At 67.3% G+C, this 17564-nt stretch carries 17 protein-coding genes; 9 read left to right on the top strand and 8 right to left on the bottom strand.

What is annotated here, in order from left to right:
- The first annotated feature begins 21 nt into the window (after positions 1-21).
- Complete coding sequence (locus RCP38_RS16135) at positions 22-504, top strand: hypothetical protein (protein WP_308473929.1); 483 nt, start codon at positions 22-24, stop codon at positions 502-504.
- A 32-nt stretch (positions 505-536) separates the two neighbouring features.
- On the opposite strand, the gene RCP38_RS16130 is transcribed toward RCP38_RS16135, so the two are convergent.
- Genes RCP38_RS16130 through RCP38_RS16115 form a run of 4 tightly spaced genes read right to left on the bottom strand, consistent with a single transcriptional unit; the run spans position 537 to position 4121 of the window.
- Positions 537-1430, bottom strand: coding sequence for an alpha/beta fold hydrolase (locus RCP38_RS16130; protein WP_308473928.1), 894 nt, complete (start codon positions 1428-1430; stop codon positions 537-539).
- An 18-nt stretch (positions 1431-1448) separates the two neighbouring features.
- A complete protein-coding gene (locus RCP38_RS16125; protein ID WP_308473927.1) occupies positions 1449-1850 on the bottom strand; it encodes a Rieske (2Fe-2S) protein in 402 nt (133 codons plus the stop codon).
- 2 nt (positions 1851-1852) lie between these two features.
- Positions 1853-3016 (bottom strand): amidohydrolase family protein, encoded by a 1164-nt coding sequence (locus RCP38_RS16120; RefSeq protein WP_308473926.1) that lies wholly within the window; start codon positions 3014-3016, stop codon positions 1853-1855.
- Between the two features lie 16 nt (positions 3017-3032).
- Positions 3033-4121, bottom strand: coding sequence for an amidohydrolase family protein (locus RCP38_RS16115; protein WP_308473925.1), 1089 nt, complete (start codon positions 4119-4121; stop codon positions 3033-3035).
- 285 nt (positions 4122-4406) lie between these two features.
- Between RCP38_RS16115 and RCP38_RS16110 the strand changes: the two genes are divergently transcribed.
- Together RCP38_RS16110 and RCP38_RS16105 are read left to right on the top strand one after the other, a co-directional pair.
- Positions 4407-5414: an acyl-CoA dehydrogenase family protein gene (locus RCP38_RS16110; RefSeq protein ID WP_308473924.1), complete on the top strand. Its 1008-nt coding sequence runs from the start codon at positions 4407-4409 to the stop codon at positions 5412-5414.
- A complete protein-coding gene (locus RCP38_RS16105; RefSeq protein WP_308473923.1) occupies positions 5398-6573 on the top strand; it encodes an acyl-CoA dehydrogenase family protein in 1176 nt (391 codons plus the stop codon). Before RCP38_RS16110 ends, RCP38_RS16105 begins: the two co-directional genes overlap by 17 nt.
- 70 nt (positions 6574-6643) lie before the next feature.
- Here the strand turns inward: RCP38_RS16105 and RCP38_RS16100 are convergent, their stop codons facing one another.
- From RCP38_RS16100 to RCP38_RS16085, 4 genes are read right to left on the bottom strand one after another with little or no spacing between them, the layout of a single operon-like run.
- Entirely contained in the window at positions 6644-8026 is a 1383-nt protein-coding gene (locus RCP38_RS16100) for a cytochrome P450 (protein ID WP_308473922.1), read from the bottom strand.
- Between the two features lie 14 nt (positions 8027-8040).
- Complete coding sequence (locus RCP38_RS16095) at positions 8041-8235, bottom strand: ferredoxin (protein WP_308473921.1); 195 nt, start codon at positions 8233-8235, stop codon at positions 8041-8043.
- Between the two features lie 28 nt (positions 8236-8263).
- Complete coding sequence (locus tag RCP38_RS16090; RefSeq protein WP_308473920.1) at positions 8264-9124, bottom strand: mycofactocin-coupled SDR family oxidoreductase; 861 nt, start codon at positions 9122-9124, stop codon at positions 8264-8266.
- Positions 9125-9181: 57 nt separating this feature from the next.
- Positions 9182-9883 (bottom strand): SDR family NAD(P)-dependent oxidoreductase, encoded by a 702-nt coding sequence (locus tag RCP38_RS16085; RefSeq protein WP_308473919.1) that lies wholly within the window; start codon positions 9881-9883, stop codon positions 9182-9184.
- Between the two features lie 238 nt (positions 9884-10121).
- Here RCP38_RS16085 and RCP38_RS16080 point away from each other — a divergent pair, with 238 nt between their 5' ends.
- From RCP38_RS16080 to RCP38_RS16055, 6 genes are read left to right on the top strand one after another with little or no spacing between them, the layout of a single operon-like run.
- Positions 10122-11606 (top strand): aldehyde dehydrogenase family protein, encoded by a 1485-nt coding sequence (locus RCP38_RS16080; RefSeq protein WP_308473918.1) that lies wholly within the window; start codon positions 10122-10124, stop codon positions 11604-11606.
- Entirely contained in the window at positions 11603-12808 is a 1206-nt protein-coding gene (locus RCP38_RS16075; protein ID WP_308473917.1) for a CaiB/BaiF CoA transferase family protein, read from the top strand. Before RCP38_RS16080 ends, RCP38_RS16075 begins: the two co-directional genes overlap by 4 nt.
- Positions 12809-12826: 18 nt before the next feature.
- Complete coding sequence (locus RCP38_RS16070; RefSeq protein ID WP_308473916.1) at positions 12827-14023, top strand: OB-fold domain-containing protein; 1197 nt, start codon at positions 12827-12829, stop codon at positions 14021-14023.
- Positions 14020-15189 (top strand): thiolase C-terminal domain-containing protein, encoded by a 1170-nt coding sequence (locus RCP38_RS16065; RefSeq protein ID WP_308473915.1) that lies wholly within the window; start codon positions 14020-14022, stop codon positions 15187-15189. Before RCP38_RS16070 ends, RCP38_RS16065 begins: the two co-directional genes overlap by 4 nt.
- Positions 15190-15219: 30 nt before the next feature.
- Complete coding sequence (locus tag RCP38_RS16060) at positions 15220-16521, top strand: MCE family protein (protein WP_373692378.1); 1302 nt, start codon at positions 15220-15222, stop codon at positions 16519-16521.
- Positions 16518-17546 (top strand): MCE family protein, encoded by a 1029-nt coding sequence (locus RCP38_RS16055; RefSeq protein ID WP_308473914.1) that lies wholly within the window; start codon positions 16518-16520, stop codon positions 17544-17546. The genes RCP38_RS16060 and RCP38_RS16055 overlap by 4 nt, the downstream gene beginning before the upstream one ends.
- Positions 17547-17564 lie beyond the last annotated feature (18 nt).

Raw genomic sequence — 17564 nt, 5'->3', positions numbered from 1 at the left:
GGCGCGGTTAGGCTCTGTCGTATGCGAACCGCGGTGGTACGGGTCAAAGTCGACACGGCCGGCGAACTGTCGGCCGAGCAGCTGCGCACCGGCGTTTCCACGCTGGCCGGCATGGCCGGCGACATCGGTGCCGAACTCATCGCGAACGATCTGGCCGGCCTGCCGCCGAGTCGCCGCGAGATCGAACTGCTGATGACCGGGGACGACGGCGAGGCGCTGCAGGCCACCGCGATCGAGCTGTGCGCCACGGTGTTCGGTACCGACCCGGTCGCCGGTGTGCTGACCTTCATCAGCCACGGCACCGACGACGACGCCCACGGTGTGCTCGCGGGTTTCGGGCTGACCGGCGAGATCGAACGGGTGCCCAGCGGTCCGGGAGGCCCCGGCTGGGACACCCTGAACGTCACGCTGCGCAAGGCCGATCTGGCCCGGATCCCGGAGAGCCGCGTCCACACCGCACTGGAGGCGTCCACCAACTGCGAGGTGCACATCCGCACCGTGTAAGCCGGTGCACGGCGGCGTTCCCGTCATCGCGGTCACCTCTTGAGGAAGTCCAGGATCGGCGGCGCCGCCTGCACCCAGGTGTCGAACATGTTGAATCGCTTGACCTTGCCCGACGCCCGCTCTTCGCCGGCACGCTCCCAGGCGTCCTCGGGCCACGGCGGATCGATCAGCGTCGATCCCTTGATGAGGCAGTGCACCTCCAGCGAGGTGCGCTTGGGATGGTCGAGATCGTTCTCGCCGCCGCGAATGATCAGCGTGGGAACGGTGATGTTGTCGAACATCTCGTCCTCGACACCGGGAATGGTCTGCCCCGGCTTGGGCACGAACGCGTTGAGCCAGCGCAGCATCTGCTTGAGGAAGGCGTCGGGATCCTGGTCGAGGATGCGATCCCGGTTGGCCGGGTTCTCCGCGATCCGCTCTTTCCACTCATCTACCGCGGCAACGGCTTTCATACCGGCCCCGCGCACCGCAAGAATGCTGGGCACGATGTAGTAGGACCCCAGCACGAACGAGCCGTAGACCCCTCCGACGATGTTCCAGACCACCAGTTTGGTGGCCAGTTCCGGATAGAGCATGACGGTCAGCATCGAATCCCGGGCGCCGCCGGAACCGCCGGCGATGATGCACGGACCGATGCCGAGTTCGGTGATCAATTCCTTCAGCGTCTCGGCGCGCATATGCGATTCGCTGACGCCGTAGAACTGCACATCGGACTTGCCGCAGTTGGGCCGGTCCCAGAGCACCACCCGGTAGCCGCCCTCGACGAGTTTCTCCGCCAGTGGCCGCAGCCCGGGGATGTCCTTGCTGAACCGGCCGCCCGGCGTCAGAACGATGAAGTCACCCTGCGTGCCCAAGATCTCGTAGACGACGTTGCCGCCGTTGATCTCGACGGTGTGCTCGCCGGGTTGCAGTGCCGAGGACGCCATGGTGTCTTTCTCCTGCGGTCAGGCCTGTACCAGGACGTCGTTGCCGACGACCCGGACGGGGTAGGTGCGGATGCTCCACTCGGGCTTGACGGCGGTGGTGCCGGTCGCCAACTCGAATCCCCATTGATGCCAGGGGCAATAGATGAACTCCTGGTCGCGGACCATCACCGCGTCCCCGGGTGCCTGCTCGTCGACCACACTGCGGCCGCGGGTACGGCCCGAGCACAGCGGACCCCCTTCGTGCGGGCAGTAGTTGGCGATCGCGTAGAAGGTGCCGTTGACGTTGTACACCCCCACGCCGTGCCGGCCGATCGGAACCAATTTGTGTGTGCCGGGCGGGATCTCGTCGACGGTGGCGACGATGTGCTCGCGGCCCTGTGCCAGCCGCGGCTGCTCGGCCGCGGGTTTGTCTTCGGCCATGGTCAGAACACCCGCACTTGGCCCTCGAGGGCCGGGACGGTGGTGGGCAGGTTGCGGTAGGTGGCCAGACCGTTTTTGAACATGACGGTTTCCCGGGCGTGCTCGGGCAGGTGCTTGACCAGCCAGCGCGGGTCGTCGAAGGTCCAGTGCGGGTAGTCGCTGGAGAAGAGCAGGATCTTCTCGCACTCCATCCACTCGAACGCCCGCATGAGTTCGGTCTTGTCCTCGGGGTAGTCCAGCGGTTGGGTGGTGAACTTGATGTGGTCCTTGATGTATTCGCTGGGCTTGCGTTTGATGTCGACCCACTTCTTGCGGGCCTCGTAGACGGCGTCCAGTCGCCACATCAACGGCAGGATCCAGGTGAAGGCGTGTTCGACGAAGACGATCTTCAACGTCGGGAATCGGTCGAAGACACCGTCGAAGATCAGGCTCATGATCTGGTTGTGGGCCAGCAGTGAGTAGGTGACCATCAGGTCGTGGTTGTAGCTCGGGTAACCCACCGGTGGCAGCGGCAGTTCCTCGTGGTGACTGCGGGATAGGTGACAGGCCACCGGGAAGCCGTGCTTGGTGGCGGCGGCCCAGACCGGGTCGTAGCGCGGGTCGCCCCATGCCGGGCGTCGCTCGGCCTTGATCAAGACCTGCGCCATGTAGGGGTGCTCGGCCCACTTCTCGATCTCCGCGGCCGCCAGTTCCGGAGCCTCGATGGACACGCAGATCGAGCCGCGCCAGCGCTGATGCCAGTTGTTGTGAGAGTCCAGCCAGCAGGCGTCCTGCCAGGAGTTCAGGGCCTGGCTCATGGCGTGGTCGGCTTCGGCGATCCGGGCCGGGTAGGCGGTGGGCTCCAGGATCGCGATGTCGGAGCCCGCCTCCATGATCAGCTGTTTGGTGGCCAGATCAGGGTCACTGCAAGCGAATTCGCCGTCGTCGGGGAACGAGTCGACCCGCATGGCGAAGGCGTGTGCGTAGTCGGGCGCGTCGTAGTAGATCTGCTCGCCGAAGGAATGCGTGGTGAAGTACTTGCTGCGCCAGGGCTCGGGGATGTGCGGCAACAACTGGCCCCGTTTCGGAACCGGATGCACGTCGGAGTCCACGCAGCGGACCGGCACCCGCTCGATCGGGGTGGAACGCTGCGTGGTCGGGGTGCCCGCTTCGTCGGTGGTGGTCATAGCGACACCTTTCTCCTTATCGGGCGGCCAGGCCGGCCGGAATCTCGATCCCGTAGAGCTCAGCGGCGTTGCGCCAGCAGTATTTGTCGCGCTGTTCGGCACTGTAGGAGCCGGGCACGGCCAACGGCGTCAGATTCCAGTGCGGATAGCTGGATCCGAACATCGTCATGTCGTCCTTGCCGGTGAAACCGAACCATTCCCCGGCGAAATCGGTGTCGCCGGGGCCGTCGAACGGGCCCTGCACGAAAAAGACGTGGCCGGGCAGGTACTCGCTGGGCATCCGGGGTGCCCACGGCGTCTGCTCCAGGTGGGGCCGGCCGAAGCAGTCCATCCGCCACATGAACGGGGTGAGGGAATCCCCGGCGCCGTCGCCGAAGACGAACTTCAGGCCGTCGTACCGTTCGAACACGCCCTCGGCGATCATGTTCATCAAGTGATAGAGGTAGTTCAGCGACATGAACGAGTGGTACTGCTCGTAGGTCCGGGTGACGCCGTTCGGCGTGGGCGCGAATCCGATCCCGGCGCCCACCTCGGTGTGCGTCGCCACCGGCAGCCCGGCGTCCACGGCGGCTTCCCACAGCGGCCAGAACTGCGGCTTGCCGTAGAGCTCGCGGGACTGCAGCGGGATGCCGATCTGGACGACGCGGGGGTGGTCGCGGTACTTGGCGATCTCGCGCAGCGCACCGCCGACGTCGTCGGGGTTGACCCGGATGGTGCCGCGGAACCGGTCGCCGAATGTGTCGTGGTCCAGCCAGCGTGACACCAGGATCTCGTTGTGCGCCGCGGCGATCGCGGTGCCCAGGTGGCGGTCGGGCATCACGCCACGGGTCATCGGGTGCAGCACCGCGATGTCGACGTTGCGATCGGTGAACAGGTGCTCGGCGACGGTCTCGACGTCCGAGCCGGGGTACTGGCCGTCGGGTCCTCTGGTGCCGGGTGCGTACTCGCCGCCGGGCGCGCCGTACCAGTCCATCTCGTAGTCCGGGAAGCCGCGGCTCTTGAAGGGCTCCCGCATGAAGCCGCGCAGATCGGCGTTGGACGCCGCGAAGATGTGCACGCTGGCGTCGATGACGGGCGTGCGGGTGCCGTCCGGGTGTTCGATCATCAACGTCGCCCTTCGCCGTTCCGCTCGCCGGCCGCTGGTTCCGTCGGCCGCTGTGTCGGAGTCGTCGTGCAGCCCGACCCCCCGGGTGCCATCATTGTATAGCTGTATTCTTTGCTTGCAAGAACTAGATTCTCATTCGTGGCCCCGGCGGGCGATGCCCGCTGGTCTCGCGGCGGAGTGTTCCGGGTCTCGCTGCGCAGCAGTAGCGAGGTTTCGCAGTCGGAGATCGTTACATCCGTTTGCGAGAATGTTATTCTCGATCGGCGCTTGGGAGAGGTGACGGTAATGCTCTTGGAGTTCGACGAAGATCAGCGACTGTGGCAGGGCACGGTGCGCGACGTGGTGGGCAAGCAGTGCACGCCCGCGTTGGTGCGCCGGGTCGCCGAGGACGGCGACGACGACGCCGTCGAGGCGCTCTGGAAGGTCTATGCGGACCTGGGCTGGACCGAGTTGCACGAAGCCGAGACCGCGGTGGAGTTGGCGATCGTCCTCGAAGAGTTGGGCCGCTCCACCGATCCGACGCCGTTCCTGGCGACCATGACCCAGTTCGCCCCGCTGGTCGGTGAGCACCACGACCCGGGCGGCTCGGCCGGTGCGGCGGTGTTCAGCGGGGTGACCGCGCACCGCAACGCGGCCGGTTGGGTGCTCAACGGCACCGCCCTGCACGTACTGGACGGGGATCGCGCCGATCGGCTCGCGGTGGTCACCGATGCGGGCGTCTTCCTCGTCGACGCCGGCGCGGTCACAGCACGCAAGGCCGACGTGTTCGACCCGACCCTGCACGTGACCGACCTGACCTTCGCCGGGGTGGAGGTTGCCGACACCGCCCGGCTCCGGGTCGATGTCGCCCGCGCTCGCGACGTCGCGCTGAGCGGGATGGCGATGACCATGGTCGGCGCCTGCCAGCGCATCCTCGACCTGGCGCTGGAACATGTGCGCAGCCGCCACCAGTTCGGGGTGCCGATCGGATCCTTCCAGGCCGTCCAGCACAAGGCGGCCGACATGCACGTCGCGATCGAACGTGCCCGGGCGCTGGCCTATTTCGCCGCACTGACCATCTCGGTCGACGACCCGCGGCGGCGGATGGCCGCCGCCATGGCCAAGGCCGCGGCGGGAGAATGCCAGTCGGTGGTCTTCCGGCACGGGCTGCAACTGTTCGGCGCCATGGGATTCACCTGGGAGAACGACCTGCAGTTCGCGCTCAAGCGGGCCAAGGCCGGTGAACTGATGCTGGGCGGCGCCGCGCAGCACCGTGCCGCGATCGCGGAGGAATACCTTGCAGCTCGCATTTGACCCCGAGGTCGAGGAATTCCGCGCGGAGTTCGGGGCCTTCCTCGACGCGAACCTGCCGCCCGAGGCCGACACCATGGAGCGTCCCCGCTCGGTGTCGCACATGCCGGAGTGGGCGCGCCAATGGCAGCGGCTGCTGTTCGACAACGGTTGGCTGTTGCCCGGCAACCCGCCGGAGTTCGGCGGGCGCAACGCCACCCTGCTGCAGCAGTTCGTGCATCTGGAGGAGCTGTGCCGGCGCCGGATTTACCACAGCTTTAATCCACAGGGTGTGAATATCATTGCCGCATCGCTGCTTTCGTTCGGCAGTGACGAGCAGAAGCAGCGCTGGGCGGTGCCCATCCTGCGGGCCGAGATCACCGCGTCGCTGGGCATGAGTGAACCGAGTGCGGGATCGGACCTGGCGTCGTTGCGGACCCGGGCGGACCGCGACGGCGACGACTTCATCGTCAACGGCCAGAAGGTGTGGACCTCGGGTGCCCACGACGCCGACGTGCTGCTGACGTTCGTACGCACCGACCCGGATGCGCCCAAACACAAGGGCATCAGCGTGCTGTTGATCCCCACCGACACTCCGGGCGTGGTGCGTCGTCCGTTCCCCACCATCTGCGGGATCGACGACAAAGACTTCAACGAGGTGTTCTTCACCGATGTGCGGGTGCCGGGGGAGAACCTGGTCGGTCCGCTCAACGGCGGCTGGCGGGTGGCCAACGGTTCGCTCGGGCACGAGCGCACCATGATGTGGCTGGGATTCGCCGACCGGCTCGACAACATCATCGCCGACTTCCATCCCCACGATGCGCTCGAGCGCGACCGATTCGCCACCGCGGTCATGGACTACCAGTCGCTGCGCCTGCTCGGTTCGGCGGCGCTGGCCCGCGCCGCCCGCGGCGAGGAGGACGTCGCCGCCCTGTCGGTGCTCAAGCTGCTGGGCTCGGAGGCCGAGATGTTCGCCTCCGGTCACGCACTGGATGCGGCCGGGGTGGACGGTCTGGTGCACCCGGCGATGTCGGGGCCGTATGCGCCGATGAACCTGGACAGCTACTACGCCAGCTGGTTCGAGCGGCATGCCCGCAGCTTCTCGGGCACCATCGCCGGCGGCACCTCGGAGATCCACCGCAACATCGTCGCCCAGCAGGTGCTGGGTCTGCCCCGCGGCTGACGCGCACCAGCTATCCGCAGCAAAAACCCCCGAATCGCGAAGATTTCGGGGGTTTTTGCTGTGGAGCCGCTCAGTCGATGACGACCATCTCCTTGCGCTCGGTGATCGGGCGTGCGCACTCCTGCTCGTTGCAGATCCGCTGCAGCTTCTCCAGGGTCTCGTCGAGCCCCGGTCCGAGTCGCTTGCCGGGAGTGAACGTGGCCGGCAGATTCCGCATCCCCTGGATGACGCCGATGGTGTCGTAGTGCACGGCGCCCTCGGGGTCGCACCGGTAGTCCGGCATCCGGTCGAGCACCGCGGTGAGCATCGACTTGAACACCGTGCGCGCCACGTTGGATCCGATGCAGCGGTGGACGCCCAGCCCGAAGCTGAAGTGCCGATTGCCTTTACGGTCCATGATGAGCTTGTTGGGCTCGTCGAACACCGACGGGTCCCGGTTGGCCATCGCCCAGGACAGCCACAGTCGCTCGTACTGCTTGAACTGTTGTCCCTCGACCTCGACGTCCTCGGCGAACGTCCGGCCGTCACCCGGTGCCGGGGTGAAGTACCGCAGGAACTCCTCGGTTGCCGGGTCCAGCAGCGTTGCGCGCTCCCTGCTGAGCCGGCTGCGTTCCTCGGGGTGCTGGCTCAGCCATTCCAGCGCGTGGGCCGTCAGCGCCGTCGTGGTGTCGAAACCACCGCCGATGACCAGTCCCAGGTTGCCCAGGATCTCGATATCGGGGGCCGGCTCACCGTCGATGCGGAATTGCATCAGCGCATTGACCAGGCCCGGCCGCGGGTTGTCGCGGATCTCCATCATGTTGTTGATGATGTCGATGCCCATTTCGCGGTGCTGCTCGTTGATCTTCTCGCGATCGGGCGAGTGTTCGGGGGTGTACACCGAGGCGTGGGTGGGCTCGCTGTAGACGTTCCACTTCTTGAGTTCGATGCCCATCATCGCCAGGGTGAACACCGCCGGCACCACATTCGCCAGATGTTCGACGAAGTCGATCTGGCCGGTCTCGATGTGTTCATCGAGTGCGGCACGGGTGATCTCGTCGACGAACGGCACCCACCGCTTGATCGCGGCGGGGGACAGGTAGGGGTTCAGCGCCCCGCGGTAGGTGCTGTGTTCGGGTTCGTCCATCTCCAGGATGCCGCCGCGGACCACCGTCGCCCGGCTGGCCTTGGGGATGGTGATGCCCTGAAACGGTGTCTCGCCGGTGATGTCGTGGTGGTTCGAGACCACCGGACAGCGGGCCAGTTCGAAGACGTGCTTGCTGTCCGCCGCCACCCAGTGGCCGCCATAGGTGGGACTCCACGCCATCGGGCACTTGGCGTGCATCTCCTCGGTGATCTCGACGAATCGATCGCGATATTCCGGGGTATGCCGGTCGAAGTGGTAGGTGTTCTTCTTGCGATCGTCGGCTGGATCGTCCTGACCCGTAGCGGTCAGGGAATCGTTGACGCTCAAGGGATTCTCCCTACTTATTCCTCGATACGGATGGCTTGCTCGGGGCAGGAGTGTGCGGCCTCGCGCACCGCATCCTGATGCTCTGCCGGGACGTCTTCGGACACCGGCGACGAGGTGCCGTCGATGTCACTGAGTACGAAAGAATTGGGCGCGATCATCGCGCACAGCGTGTGGCCCTGGCAGCGCTTGCCGTCGACGAAAACCTTCATGTCCTGGCTCCTTTCACCGCAGACGACATCAGACGTGGTAGTCGTACCACTTGAGGTAGCCGCCGGCGTCGACGCGCAACTGCATGCCGGTGACGTAGCGGGCCTCTTCGGAGACCAGCCACAGCACGGCGTTGCTGATGTCGACCGGCTCGACCCACGGCACCTTCATGGCCTGCTGGACGTAGAACGCCGGCTGGGCGTCCTTGAGTTCGGGGTGCTCGAGGTCCGGGCGGAACGAGCGGTACATCGGCTCGCTCTGCAGCATGTCGGTGTTGCAGTTGGTCGGGTGGATCACGTTGGCCCGGATGCCCCGCGGCGACAGTTCGGTGGCGAGGTCGTGCATGAACTGCGAGATCATCCGCTTGGAGGTCATGTAGGCCATCCCGCCCGGGTCGCCGCCCGGGTTGGGCTTGTTGTGGGCGTCCATCAGCGCCGCGGCCGAGGCGGTGGCCACGATCGCAGCACCCTCGGACAGATGCGGCAGGGCGACATGGACGGCGTTCATGGTGCCGACCAGGTTGGTGTTGATGACGTCGGTCCAGGCCTGTAGCGGCGGCTGGCCCTTCATGCCGGCGATACCGGCTTGTGCCACAACGATGTCCAGCTTGCCCAGCTCGGCGACGCCGGCGTCCAGGGCGGTCTTGAGCGCTGCGGCGTCACGCACGTCGGCTTGGGCGATCACGCAGCGTTGGCCGGTCTTCTCGACGTAGTTCTTGGTCTCTTCGAGGTCTTCGGGGGTGGCCATCTTGTAGCCGATGGTCTCGAAGTCGGTGCAGTAGTCGACCGCGATGATGTCGGCGCCTTCCTCGGCCAGTCGCAGAGCGTGGCTGCGGCCCTGCCCACGGGCTGCTCCGGTGATGAATGCGACCTTTCCGGCAACGCGTCCCACAGCTGTTCCTTTCGTTGGTGTCCGTATCGGCCTGGATATGGCGAAATAGGGTGGATGTCAGGTGTTTCGGCCGCCGTTGACGCCCAGGATCTGGCCGGTGATGTAACCGGCCTCCTCGGACGCCAGGAAGGCGCAGGCCGCGGCGATGTCCTCGGGTTTACCGATGCGCCGTACCGGGGTGCGGGCGATGTTGTCGTCGATGTCGCCGAGGAAGCCGCGGCTCTCGGCGGCCCGGAGCATCGGGGTGTCGATGAAGCCCGGGGGTACGGCGTTGACGGTGATCCCGGCCGGTCCGTACTCCAGCGCCAGAGTCTTGGTGAGCCCGTTGACGGCGGACTTGGCGGCGACGTAGTGCGCCATATATGGAGTGCCGGAATGTGTGCTGGAGGAGGAGATGTTGACGATGCGTCCCCAGCCGGCCTCGATCATGTCCGGCAGCGCCGCCTGGACCATGTGGAAGACGCCGTTGAGGTTGACGTCGATGACACGCTGCCAGTCGGCGAAGCTGATGTGGCTGAACTTCTTGAAGCCGTCCAGCCCGGCGGCGTTGACCAGGATGGTGACCGGACCCAGTTCGGCGCGGATCTGGGTCAGTGCGGCGTCGATCTGACCGCGATCGGTCACGTCGGCGGCGAACGCCAGGTCCTGGTCGCCCGGGTTGAGGTCGATGATGGCCACTTGGTGGCCGGCGGCACGCAATCGGTTGACGACTGCCGCCCCGATACCCGAGGCGCCCCCGGTCACGACAGCAGTCCTCACGAGGCCCGTCTCGGTCACAAAGAATCTCCTTTCCGAGCATTGAGAATCGTACTCTCGCACAACGGTTTCTGGCAAGGCTCACCGGCACCGCCTCTCAGCAGGGAAAATGCTGAGACTCCCTGGTGGGGCGGCCGAGAATCGCAGGCTGCAAGGCATTTCGAACGCCCTTGAGTTCTCGTATTGGAGATGTATGATTCGCCGCAGATGAGAATCAAGTTACCCCTCCGGGAGGCTTTGGATGAGTTCGCAGGACGCGGCGGTCGCCGAACAGGTTTCAACCCGGCGACTGCTGATCGACGGTGAGCTACTGGGCGCGGACAAGACGTACCCGTCGCTGAACCCGGCCACCGGCGAAGTCCTCGGCTACGCCCCGGAGGCCGGTGTGGAGCAGGCGACCGCCGCCGTCGCGGCCGCACGGCGCGCCTTCGACACCGGCGACTGGGCCACCGACACCGAACTGCGGGTCCGCTGCCTGGACCAGTTGCACCGGGCGCTCATCGAGCACCGCGACGAATTCGCCGCGCTCACCATCGCCGAGGTCGGCGCCACCGCGGCCCTGACCCAGGGTGCTCAGCTCGACGGGCCGATCGGGATCGTGCGGTACTACGCCGACCTGCTCAAGGACTACCCGATGACCGAGGACCTCGGCTACGTCGAGAGCCGCGGCATGCAGCACCACCGCTGGGTGGAGAAGGAAGGCGCCGGCGTCGTCGCGGCGATCATCGCCTACAACTACCCCAACCAGCTGGCGCTGGCGAAGCTCGCCCCCGCACTGGCCGCCGGTTGCACCGTGGTGCTCAAGGCCGCCCCCGACACCCCCCTGGTGACCCTGGCACTGGGCGAGCTGATCGCCAACCACACCGACATCCCCGCCGGCGTGGTCAACGTCCTGAGTTCTTCCGACCCCGCCGTCGGAGCCGCGCTGACCACCGACCCGGACGTCGACATGGTCACCTTCACCGGTTCCACCCCCACCGGCCGGGCGATCATGGCCGCGGCCAGCGGCACCCTCAAGCGGGTCTTCCTGGAGCTCGGCGGCAAGTCCGCCGCGATCATCCTCGACGACGCCGACTTCAACATGGCCGCGGTCTTCGCCTCGTTCTCGATGGTCACCCACGCCGGCCAGGGCTGCGCCCTGACCTCTCGGCTGCTGGTACCCAAGAGCCGGCACGACGAGATCGTCGAGCTGATCAAGACCAACTTCTCCCACGTCCGCTACGGCGACCCGAACGACCCCAAGACCTACATGGGGCCGCTGATCAGCGCCAAGCAGCGCGACAAGGTCGACGGCATGGTGCAGCGTGCGGTGGCGGCCGGCGCCACCCTGGTCACCGGCGGCGAGAAAGTCGATCCCGGCTTCTTCTACACCCCGACCCTGCTCACCGGAGTCGACCCGGACAGTGAGATCGCCCAAGAGGAGGTCTTCGGCCCGGTGCTGGCGGTCATCGCCTACGAGGACGACGACGACGCGGTGCGCATCGCCAACAACTCGATCTACGGCCTGTCCGGCGCGGTCTTCGGCAGCCAGGACCGGGCGGTGGCGCTGGCCCGGCGGATCCGGACCGGAACCTTCTCGATCAACGGCGGCAACTACTTCAGCCCCGATGCGCCGTTCGGCGGCTACAAGCAGTCCGGCATCGGCCGCGAGATGGGCGTGGCCGGACTGGAGGAGTTCCTGGAGAGCAAGACCTTCGCCGTGCCGGTCGCCGAGGGCCGGGAATGAGGCCGCTGGAGGGCGTCCGCGTCCTGGAGGTCGCGATGTACGGGTTCGTCCCGTCGGCCGGCGCGGTGCTGGCCGAGTGGGGCGCCGAGGTGATCAAGGTCGAGCACGCGGTGACCGGTGACCCGCAGCGCGGGCTGCGCCAGACCGGCATGCTGCGGGTGGAGGGCGACCCGAATCCCAACATCGAGCACGCCAATCGCGGCAAGCGCAGCATCGGCCTGGACGTGTCGACGCCCGAGGGCCGCGACGTCCTACTCGAATTGGCAAAGCGCGCCGACGTTTTCCTGACCAGCTTCCTGCCCGGGCACCGCAAGAAGTTCGCCATGGACGTCGAGGACATCCGCGCGGTCAATCCGAAGATCGTCTACGCCCGCGGCAGCGCGCTGGGCCCCCGCGGCATCGAATCGGAGAAGGGCGGCTACGACATGACCGCCTTCTGGTGTCGCGCCGGCACGGCCGCCACCATCACCCCGCCCGGGATCGAGGGCATGATCGGGCCGCCCGGCCCGGCCTACGGTGACACCATCTCCGGCACCAACCTGGCCGGCGGTATCGCGGCGGCACTGTTCAAACGCGAGCGCACCGGGGAGCCGTCGGTGGTCGACGTCTCACTGCTGGGCAGCGGACTGTGGGCGATGGGCCACACCGTCGCCCTGACCAGCCACCTCGGTGAGCGACTGATCCAGCAGCCGCCCGGCGTGCACGGCTCGCCGATCAACCCGCTGGTCGGGGTCTACGCGACCGCCGACGAGCGCTACATCTCGTTCGTCATGATGCAGCCCACCAAGTTCTGGGCCGACGTGTGCAGGCACATGGAACTCGACGAATACATCGACGACTCACGGTTCGCCACCGCCGAGTCGTTCGCCGAGCACACGCCGGCGGCGGTGGAGATCCTGCGTGCGGCGATGGCCAAGCGGACCCTGCCGGAGTGGAGCGAACGCTTCGCCACCCTGGCCGGCCCGTGGGCGCCGGTCCAGGACACCCTGCAGGCCGCGCAGGATGCCCAGATCCGCGCCAACGACTACATCGTGCAGGCCGGTGAACTCGAACTGGTCGCCAACCCCGTGCAGTTCGATGTGGCCGCACCGTCGACCGGTCCGGCACCCGGCTTCGCCGAGCAGACCGACGAGATCCTGCAGGAACTCGGTCTGGACTGGGACCGCATCATCGAGCTCAAGACCGTCGGCGCGGTCACCTGACGATTCTGGAGTCTGTCGATGCCGTACGTCGCCGCTGTCGGTACCTACCTGCCGTGTTGGGGAACCTCCCACCGCCGGTCGGTGGGTGACGACGAGGACGCCATCACGCTGGCCGTCGAGGCCGGCCGGGTGGCGTTGACCGACGGCGGCGCGGTGGAACGACTGGTGGTGGTCAGCCGCGACTTCCCGCTGACCGACAGCAGCAACGCCGCGGTGCTGCTGGCCGGTCTGGGCCTGGATCCCGAACTCGAGGTCGACGAACGACTCGGCGGCGCCCCCGCGGCACTCGATGCGCTCAGCTCGGCCCGGCCGCGCACCCTGATCATCGGGGTCGACCTGGAACCGGGTGGGGCCGGTGCCGCGGCGGTGCTCACCGCCGAGAGCGGGCTGCGGATCCGTACCGCGGCGCGCATCGCGCGCAGCCTCCCGGTGCGCACCCGCAACGACGGAGTGGTGCACGACTACGGCGACCCGCGACTGCTCTACGAACGCGGCGTGATGGCGTCGCTGGTGGCCGCCTGGGCGGAGACGCCGGTGCTGCTGGCCGGGGTGGAACACGACCGCGCCGTGGAACTGTGCAGCGGGAAGCCGGCACCGCTGCCGACGCTGGGTGCCAGTTCCGGGCTGTTCGCGCTGGCGACCCTGGCGGAGACGCAGACGGTGGGGCCGCTGCTGGCGGCCGAGCAGGCCAACCTGTCCGGAATCACCGTGGTGGAGGGACGTGCCCGCGTGCACCGGCACGAACCGGTCGCCCGGCCGCTCCCGGAACGGGTGCACACCCCCGGCGCGGACCTGCCGATCTCGCTGGCCGCCTACGAGCGGGCCTTCGAGGCCAAGGTCCGTTGGGAGGCCGGCAAGCATCCCGACAGCGACGAACTCGATTTCCCGCCCCGTTACCGGGTCGGCGACGACTGCAGCCTGAGTACCGACTACGAGCTGGTCGAACTGCCCCGCATCGGCACCGTCTACACCGAGGTGACCGTGCAGATCCCGGTCCCCGGGCTGACGACGCCGTACTCGCTGGTGATCGTGGAACTCGACGATGTGGCGGTCCGGGCACTGGTGAAGGTGACCGGGGCGCCGGCGGGCAGCGCCTGGATCGGTGACCGGGGGCGGCTGGTGCTGCGTCGGGTGGCGGTGCGCTCCGGGGTACCCGACTATGGCTACGCGTTCGAACCGTTCGACCCGTCCGAACAACCCGAGGCGGTGGCATGAGACGCGTCGCCATCGTCGGTGCCGGGATGACGCCGTTCCGGGAGCACTTCGCGCTGGGCATCAAAGACCTGCTGCCGATGGCATTCGCCGAGTGCGCGGCCAGCGTCGACAAGGGGCTGAACAAGACCGACGTGCAGGCCGCCTGGTTCGGCGCGCTCGGCACCACCGACGGATTCCCGTCCGGGATTCTGGCCGACACGCTCGGGCTGCCCGAACTCCCGGTGACCCGGGTGGAGAACTCCTGTGCCACCGGCAACGACGCGGTCCGCAACGCGGTGTTCGGCGTCGCCTCCGGGGCGATCGACGTCGCACTGGTCATCGGTGCGGACAAACTCCGCGAGACCGCCACCAAGGACATGCTCTGGGCGTGGGAGGAAACCGCGCGCGACATGGCGTGGGATTACCCGCTGGGGCTGGTCGCCCCGGCCGGGTTCGCCCTGCACGTCCGGCGCTACCTGCACGAATCCTCCGCCACCCGGGAACATCTGGCGATGGTGGCGGTCAAGAACCATCGGCACGGTGTCACCAACCCCCGCGCCCGGTTGCGCTTCGAGATCACCGTGCAGCAGGCTCTCGACGCGCCCGTGGTGGCCTCGCCGTTCGGGGTCTACGACTGCGCTCCGCAGAGCGACGGCGCCGCCGCACTGATCCTGGCCGCCGACGACGTGGTCGACCGCTTCACCGACCGGCCGGTCTGGATCCGCGGCGTCGGCCTCGGCCTGGACGCGGTGATGCACCAGCACAAACGCGACATGACCACGTTTCCGGCGACGGTGCGCGCCGCCAAGCAGGCGTTCACCATGGCGGGACTGACACCGGCCGACATCGACGTCGCCGAGGTGCACGACTATTTCACCGGGGTCGAGCTGATCAGCTACGAGGATCTCGGGTTCGCCGACCGCTTCGAGGCCCACAAACTGCTGGAAGCCGAAGTGACCAGTGTCGGCGGCGCACTGCCGGTCAATCCCAGCGGCGGTTTGAAATCCAAAGGGCACCCACCGGGTGCCACCGGTGTGGCACAGTGCGTAGAACTCTTCGAGCAGTTGCGTGGGTCGGCGGTCAATCAGGTCGACGGTGCCCGGATCGGCTTGGCGCACAACATAGGCGGACCGACCGCGGTGTCGGCGGTAACCATCGTGGAAGGGGGCGGCGGCGATGGTGCATAGCGGCGGTGTTCCCCGGGTGACGGGGCGGTAATGGTGCTTGGAGCGACTGCAGATCCGCCGTTGGACGACGAGTTCGACGGCGCGGCGGTGCGGTCCGCGGCGGCGGGCCGGCATCGGCCGGGTGGTACCAAACGTGAACCGTGGCCGCACCTGCGTCCGGTGATGGGGTTTGCCACGGTGGCGTTGGTCGCCGCGTTGATCGCGCTGCCGATCGGCTTGTTCCGGGGTAGCTTCACCCCGACCGTGCCGGTCACGGTGGTGTCGGACCGGGCCGGACTGGTGATGCACACCGACGCCAAGGTCAAGATTCGCGGGGTACAGGTCGGCAAGGTCGGCGACATCGAGGCCAAACCGGACGGTACCGCGGTGCTGCACCTGAAGATGGAGCCGGGCCAGTTGGCGAAGATCCCCGCCAACGTCACCGCCCGGATTGCCTCGTCGACGGTGTTCGGCGCCAAGTTCGTCGATCTGGTGCCGCCGGCCCAACCGGAGATCACCCGAATGCACGCCGGCCAGGTGTTGTCGGGCGACCACGTCACCGTCGAGATCAACACGGTGTTCCAGCAACTCGTGCAGGTATTGGACAAGATCGACCCGAAGAAGCTGAACGAAACCCTCAGCGCGGTCTCGACGGCGTTCAACGGGCGCGGTGAGAATCTGGGGCAGGCGCTCACCGACTTCGACAAGCTGCTGGCCAAACTGGAGCCCAGCCTGGACACCCTGGAACACGAGGCCGCCGTGATGTCGCCGGTGTTCCGGTCCTACGCGGACGCGGCCCCGGACCTCGCCGCCGCACTGAACAACACCAGCACCATGAGCGAGAGCATCGTGGCCGAGCGCGAGAGCCTGGACACCTTCCTGCTCAGCGCCATCGGCCTGGCCGACACCGGTAACGACGTGCTGGGGGAGAACCGGCAGGCGCTGACCGATCTGACCCGGACGCTGGAGCCGACCGCACAACTGCTGGACAAGTACCACGAAGAACTCGGCTGTGCGATCGGCGGCCTGGTGCCGTTCGCCAACTCCCCGCCGTTCCCGGTCCCCGGCATCATCATCACCGCCAGCTTCACCCTGGCCAAGGAGCGCTACCGCTACCCCGATCACCTGCCGAAGGTGGCGGCCAAGTCGGACCGTTCCTACTGCACCGAACTCGGCTTGCCCGACGTGCCGCCGGAGTTCCGGGTGCCGGCGCTGGTCGCCGACACCGGGGCCAACCCGTACGAATACGGCAACCAGGGCATCCTGCTCAACTCCGATGGCCTCAAGCAGGCGCTGTTCGGACCGATCGGCGGACCGCCGCGTAACAGTGCACAAGTGGGGATGCCGGGATGACGCGCAGCTGGGCAACCCTGGTCAAGTTCGGCATCTACGCCGTGGTGATGATGCTCGCGACGGTATTCCTGTTCGCGATCTTCGCCGAGGTCCGCACCGGTCCCACGGTGGGCTACCAGGCGGTGTTCTCCGACGCCTCCCGGCTGAAGTCCGGGGACAGCGTGCGGGTGGCCGGCGTCCGGGTCGGCACCGTCGGCGGGGTGGCGCTCCGCCCGGACGGCACCGTGCTGGTGAAGTTCCAGGCCGACCGCAACATTCCGCTGACCACCGGCACCCAGGCCTCGGTGCGCTACCTGAACCTGGTCGGCGACCGTTACCTGGAACTGACGGACGGGCCGGGTTCGACCCGCGTGTTGCCGAAGGGATCGGAGATCCCGCTCGAGCGGACCGCACCGGCGCTGGACCTGGACCTGTTGCTCAACGGCCTCAAACCGGTGATCCGCGGTTTGAACCCGCAGGACGTCAACTCGCTGACCGCCTCGTTGATCCAGGTCATGCAGGGCCAGGGCGGCACCATCGACTCGCTGATGTCGCAGACGTCGTCGTTCTCCAGTTCGCTGGCCGACAACAACCAGGTGATCGAATCGCTGATCGACCAGTTGCGGGACACCCTGGCCACCCTGTCCAACGGTGACAAGCGCTTCGCCGGGGCGATCGATCGGCTCAACAAGCTGGTCGCCGGACTGGCGGCCGACCGCGATCCGATCGGGACTGCCGTGGCGGCGCTGGACCGCGGCACCGCGTCGATGGCCGATCTGCTGGGCAAGGCCCGCGACCCGCTGACCAAGACCATCACCCAGGTGGACCGGCTGACGGCGGCCATCAACGCCGACCTGGCGGGCCTGGACATGTCGTTGCAGAAGGCGCCGGAGAACTACCGCAAGGCGATCCGGCTGGGCGCCTACGGCGGGTTCATCCAGTACTACATCTGTGCGGTTCAGATCCGGGTCAGCGACACCCAGGGCCGTACCGCGGTGTTCCCCTGGATCAAAGCGGAGGAGGGCCGATGCAGCGACACCGACTGACCGGTCCGCGTCCCGATA

The organism is Mycolicibacter sp. MU0083, from assembly GCF_963378075.1.
GTDB classification, from domain to species: Bacteria; Actinomycetota; Actinomycetes; order Mycobacteriales; family Mycobacteriaceae; genus Mycobacterium; species Mycobacterium kokjensenii.
This window is presented reverse-complemented; position numbering and strand designations above follow the sequence as displayed.

Coding starts and splice junctions, on each gene's coding strand:
- RCP38_RS16070 (WP_308473916.1), top strand. CDS start 12,827: ATGCCGTACGTCGCCGCTGTCGGTACCTACCTGCCGTGTTGGGGAACC.
- RCP38_RS16080 (WP_308473918.1), top strand. CDS start 10,122: ATGAGTTCGCAGGACGCGGCGGTCGCCGAACAGGTTTCAACCCGGCGA.
- RCP38_RS16060 (WP_373692378.1), top strand. CDS start 15,220: ATGGTGCTTGGAGCGACTGCAGATCCGCCGTTGGACGACGAGTTCGAC.
- RCP38_RS16075 (WP_308473917.1), top strand. CDS start 11,603: ATGAGGCCGCTGGAGGGCGTCCGCGTCCTGGAGGTCGCGATGTACGGG.
- RCP38_RS16115 (WP_308473925.1), bottom strand. CDS start 4,121: ATGATCGAACACCCGGACGGCACCCGCACGCCCGTCATCGACGCCAGC.
- RCP38_RS16135 (WP_308473929.1), top strand. CDS start 22: ATGCGAACCGCGGTGGTACGGGTCAAAGTCGACACGGCCGGCGAACTG.
- RCP38_RS16065 (WP_308473915.1), top strand. CDS start 14,020: ATGAGACGCGTCGCCATCGTCGGTGCCGGGATGACGCCGTTCCGGGAG.
- RCP38_RS16130 (WP_308473928.1), bottom strand. CDS start 1,430: ATGGCGTCCTCGGCACTGCAACCCGGCGAGCACACCGTCGAGATCAAC.
- RCP38_RS16110 (WP_308473924.1), top strand. CDS start 4,407: ATGCTCTTGGAGTTCGACGAAGATCAGCGACTGTGGCAGGGCACGGTG.
- RCP38_RS16055 (WP_308473914.1), top strand. CDS start 16,518: ATGACGCGCAGCTGGGCAACCCTGGTCAAGTTCGGCATCTACGCCGTG.
- RCP38_RS16125 (WP_308473927.1), bottom strand. CDS start 1,850: ATGGCCGAAGACAAACCCGCGGCCGAGCAGCCGCGGCTGGCACAGGGC.
- RCP38_RS16120 (WP_308473926.1), bottom strand. CDS start 3,016: ATGACCACCACCGACGAAGCGGGCACCCCGACCACGCAGCGTTCCACC.
- RCP38_RS16095 (WP_308473921.1), bottom strand. CDS start 8,235: ATGAAGGTTTTCGTCGACGGCAAGCGCTGCCAGGGCCACACGCTGTGC.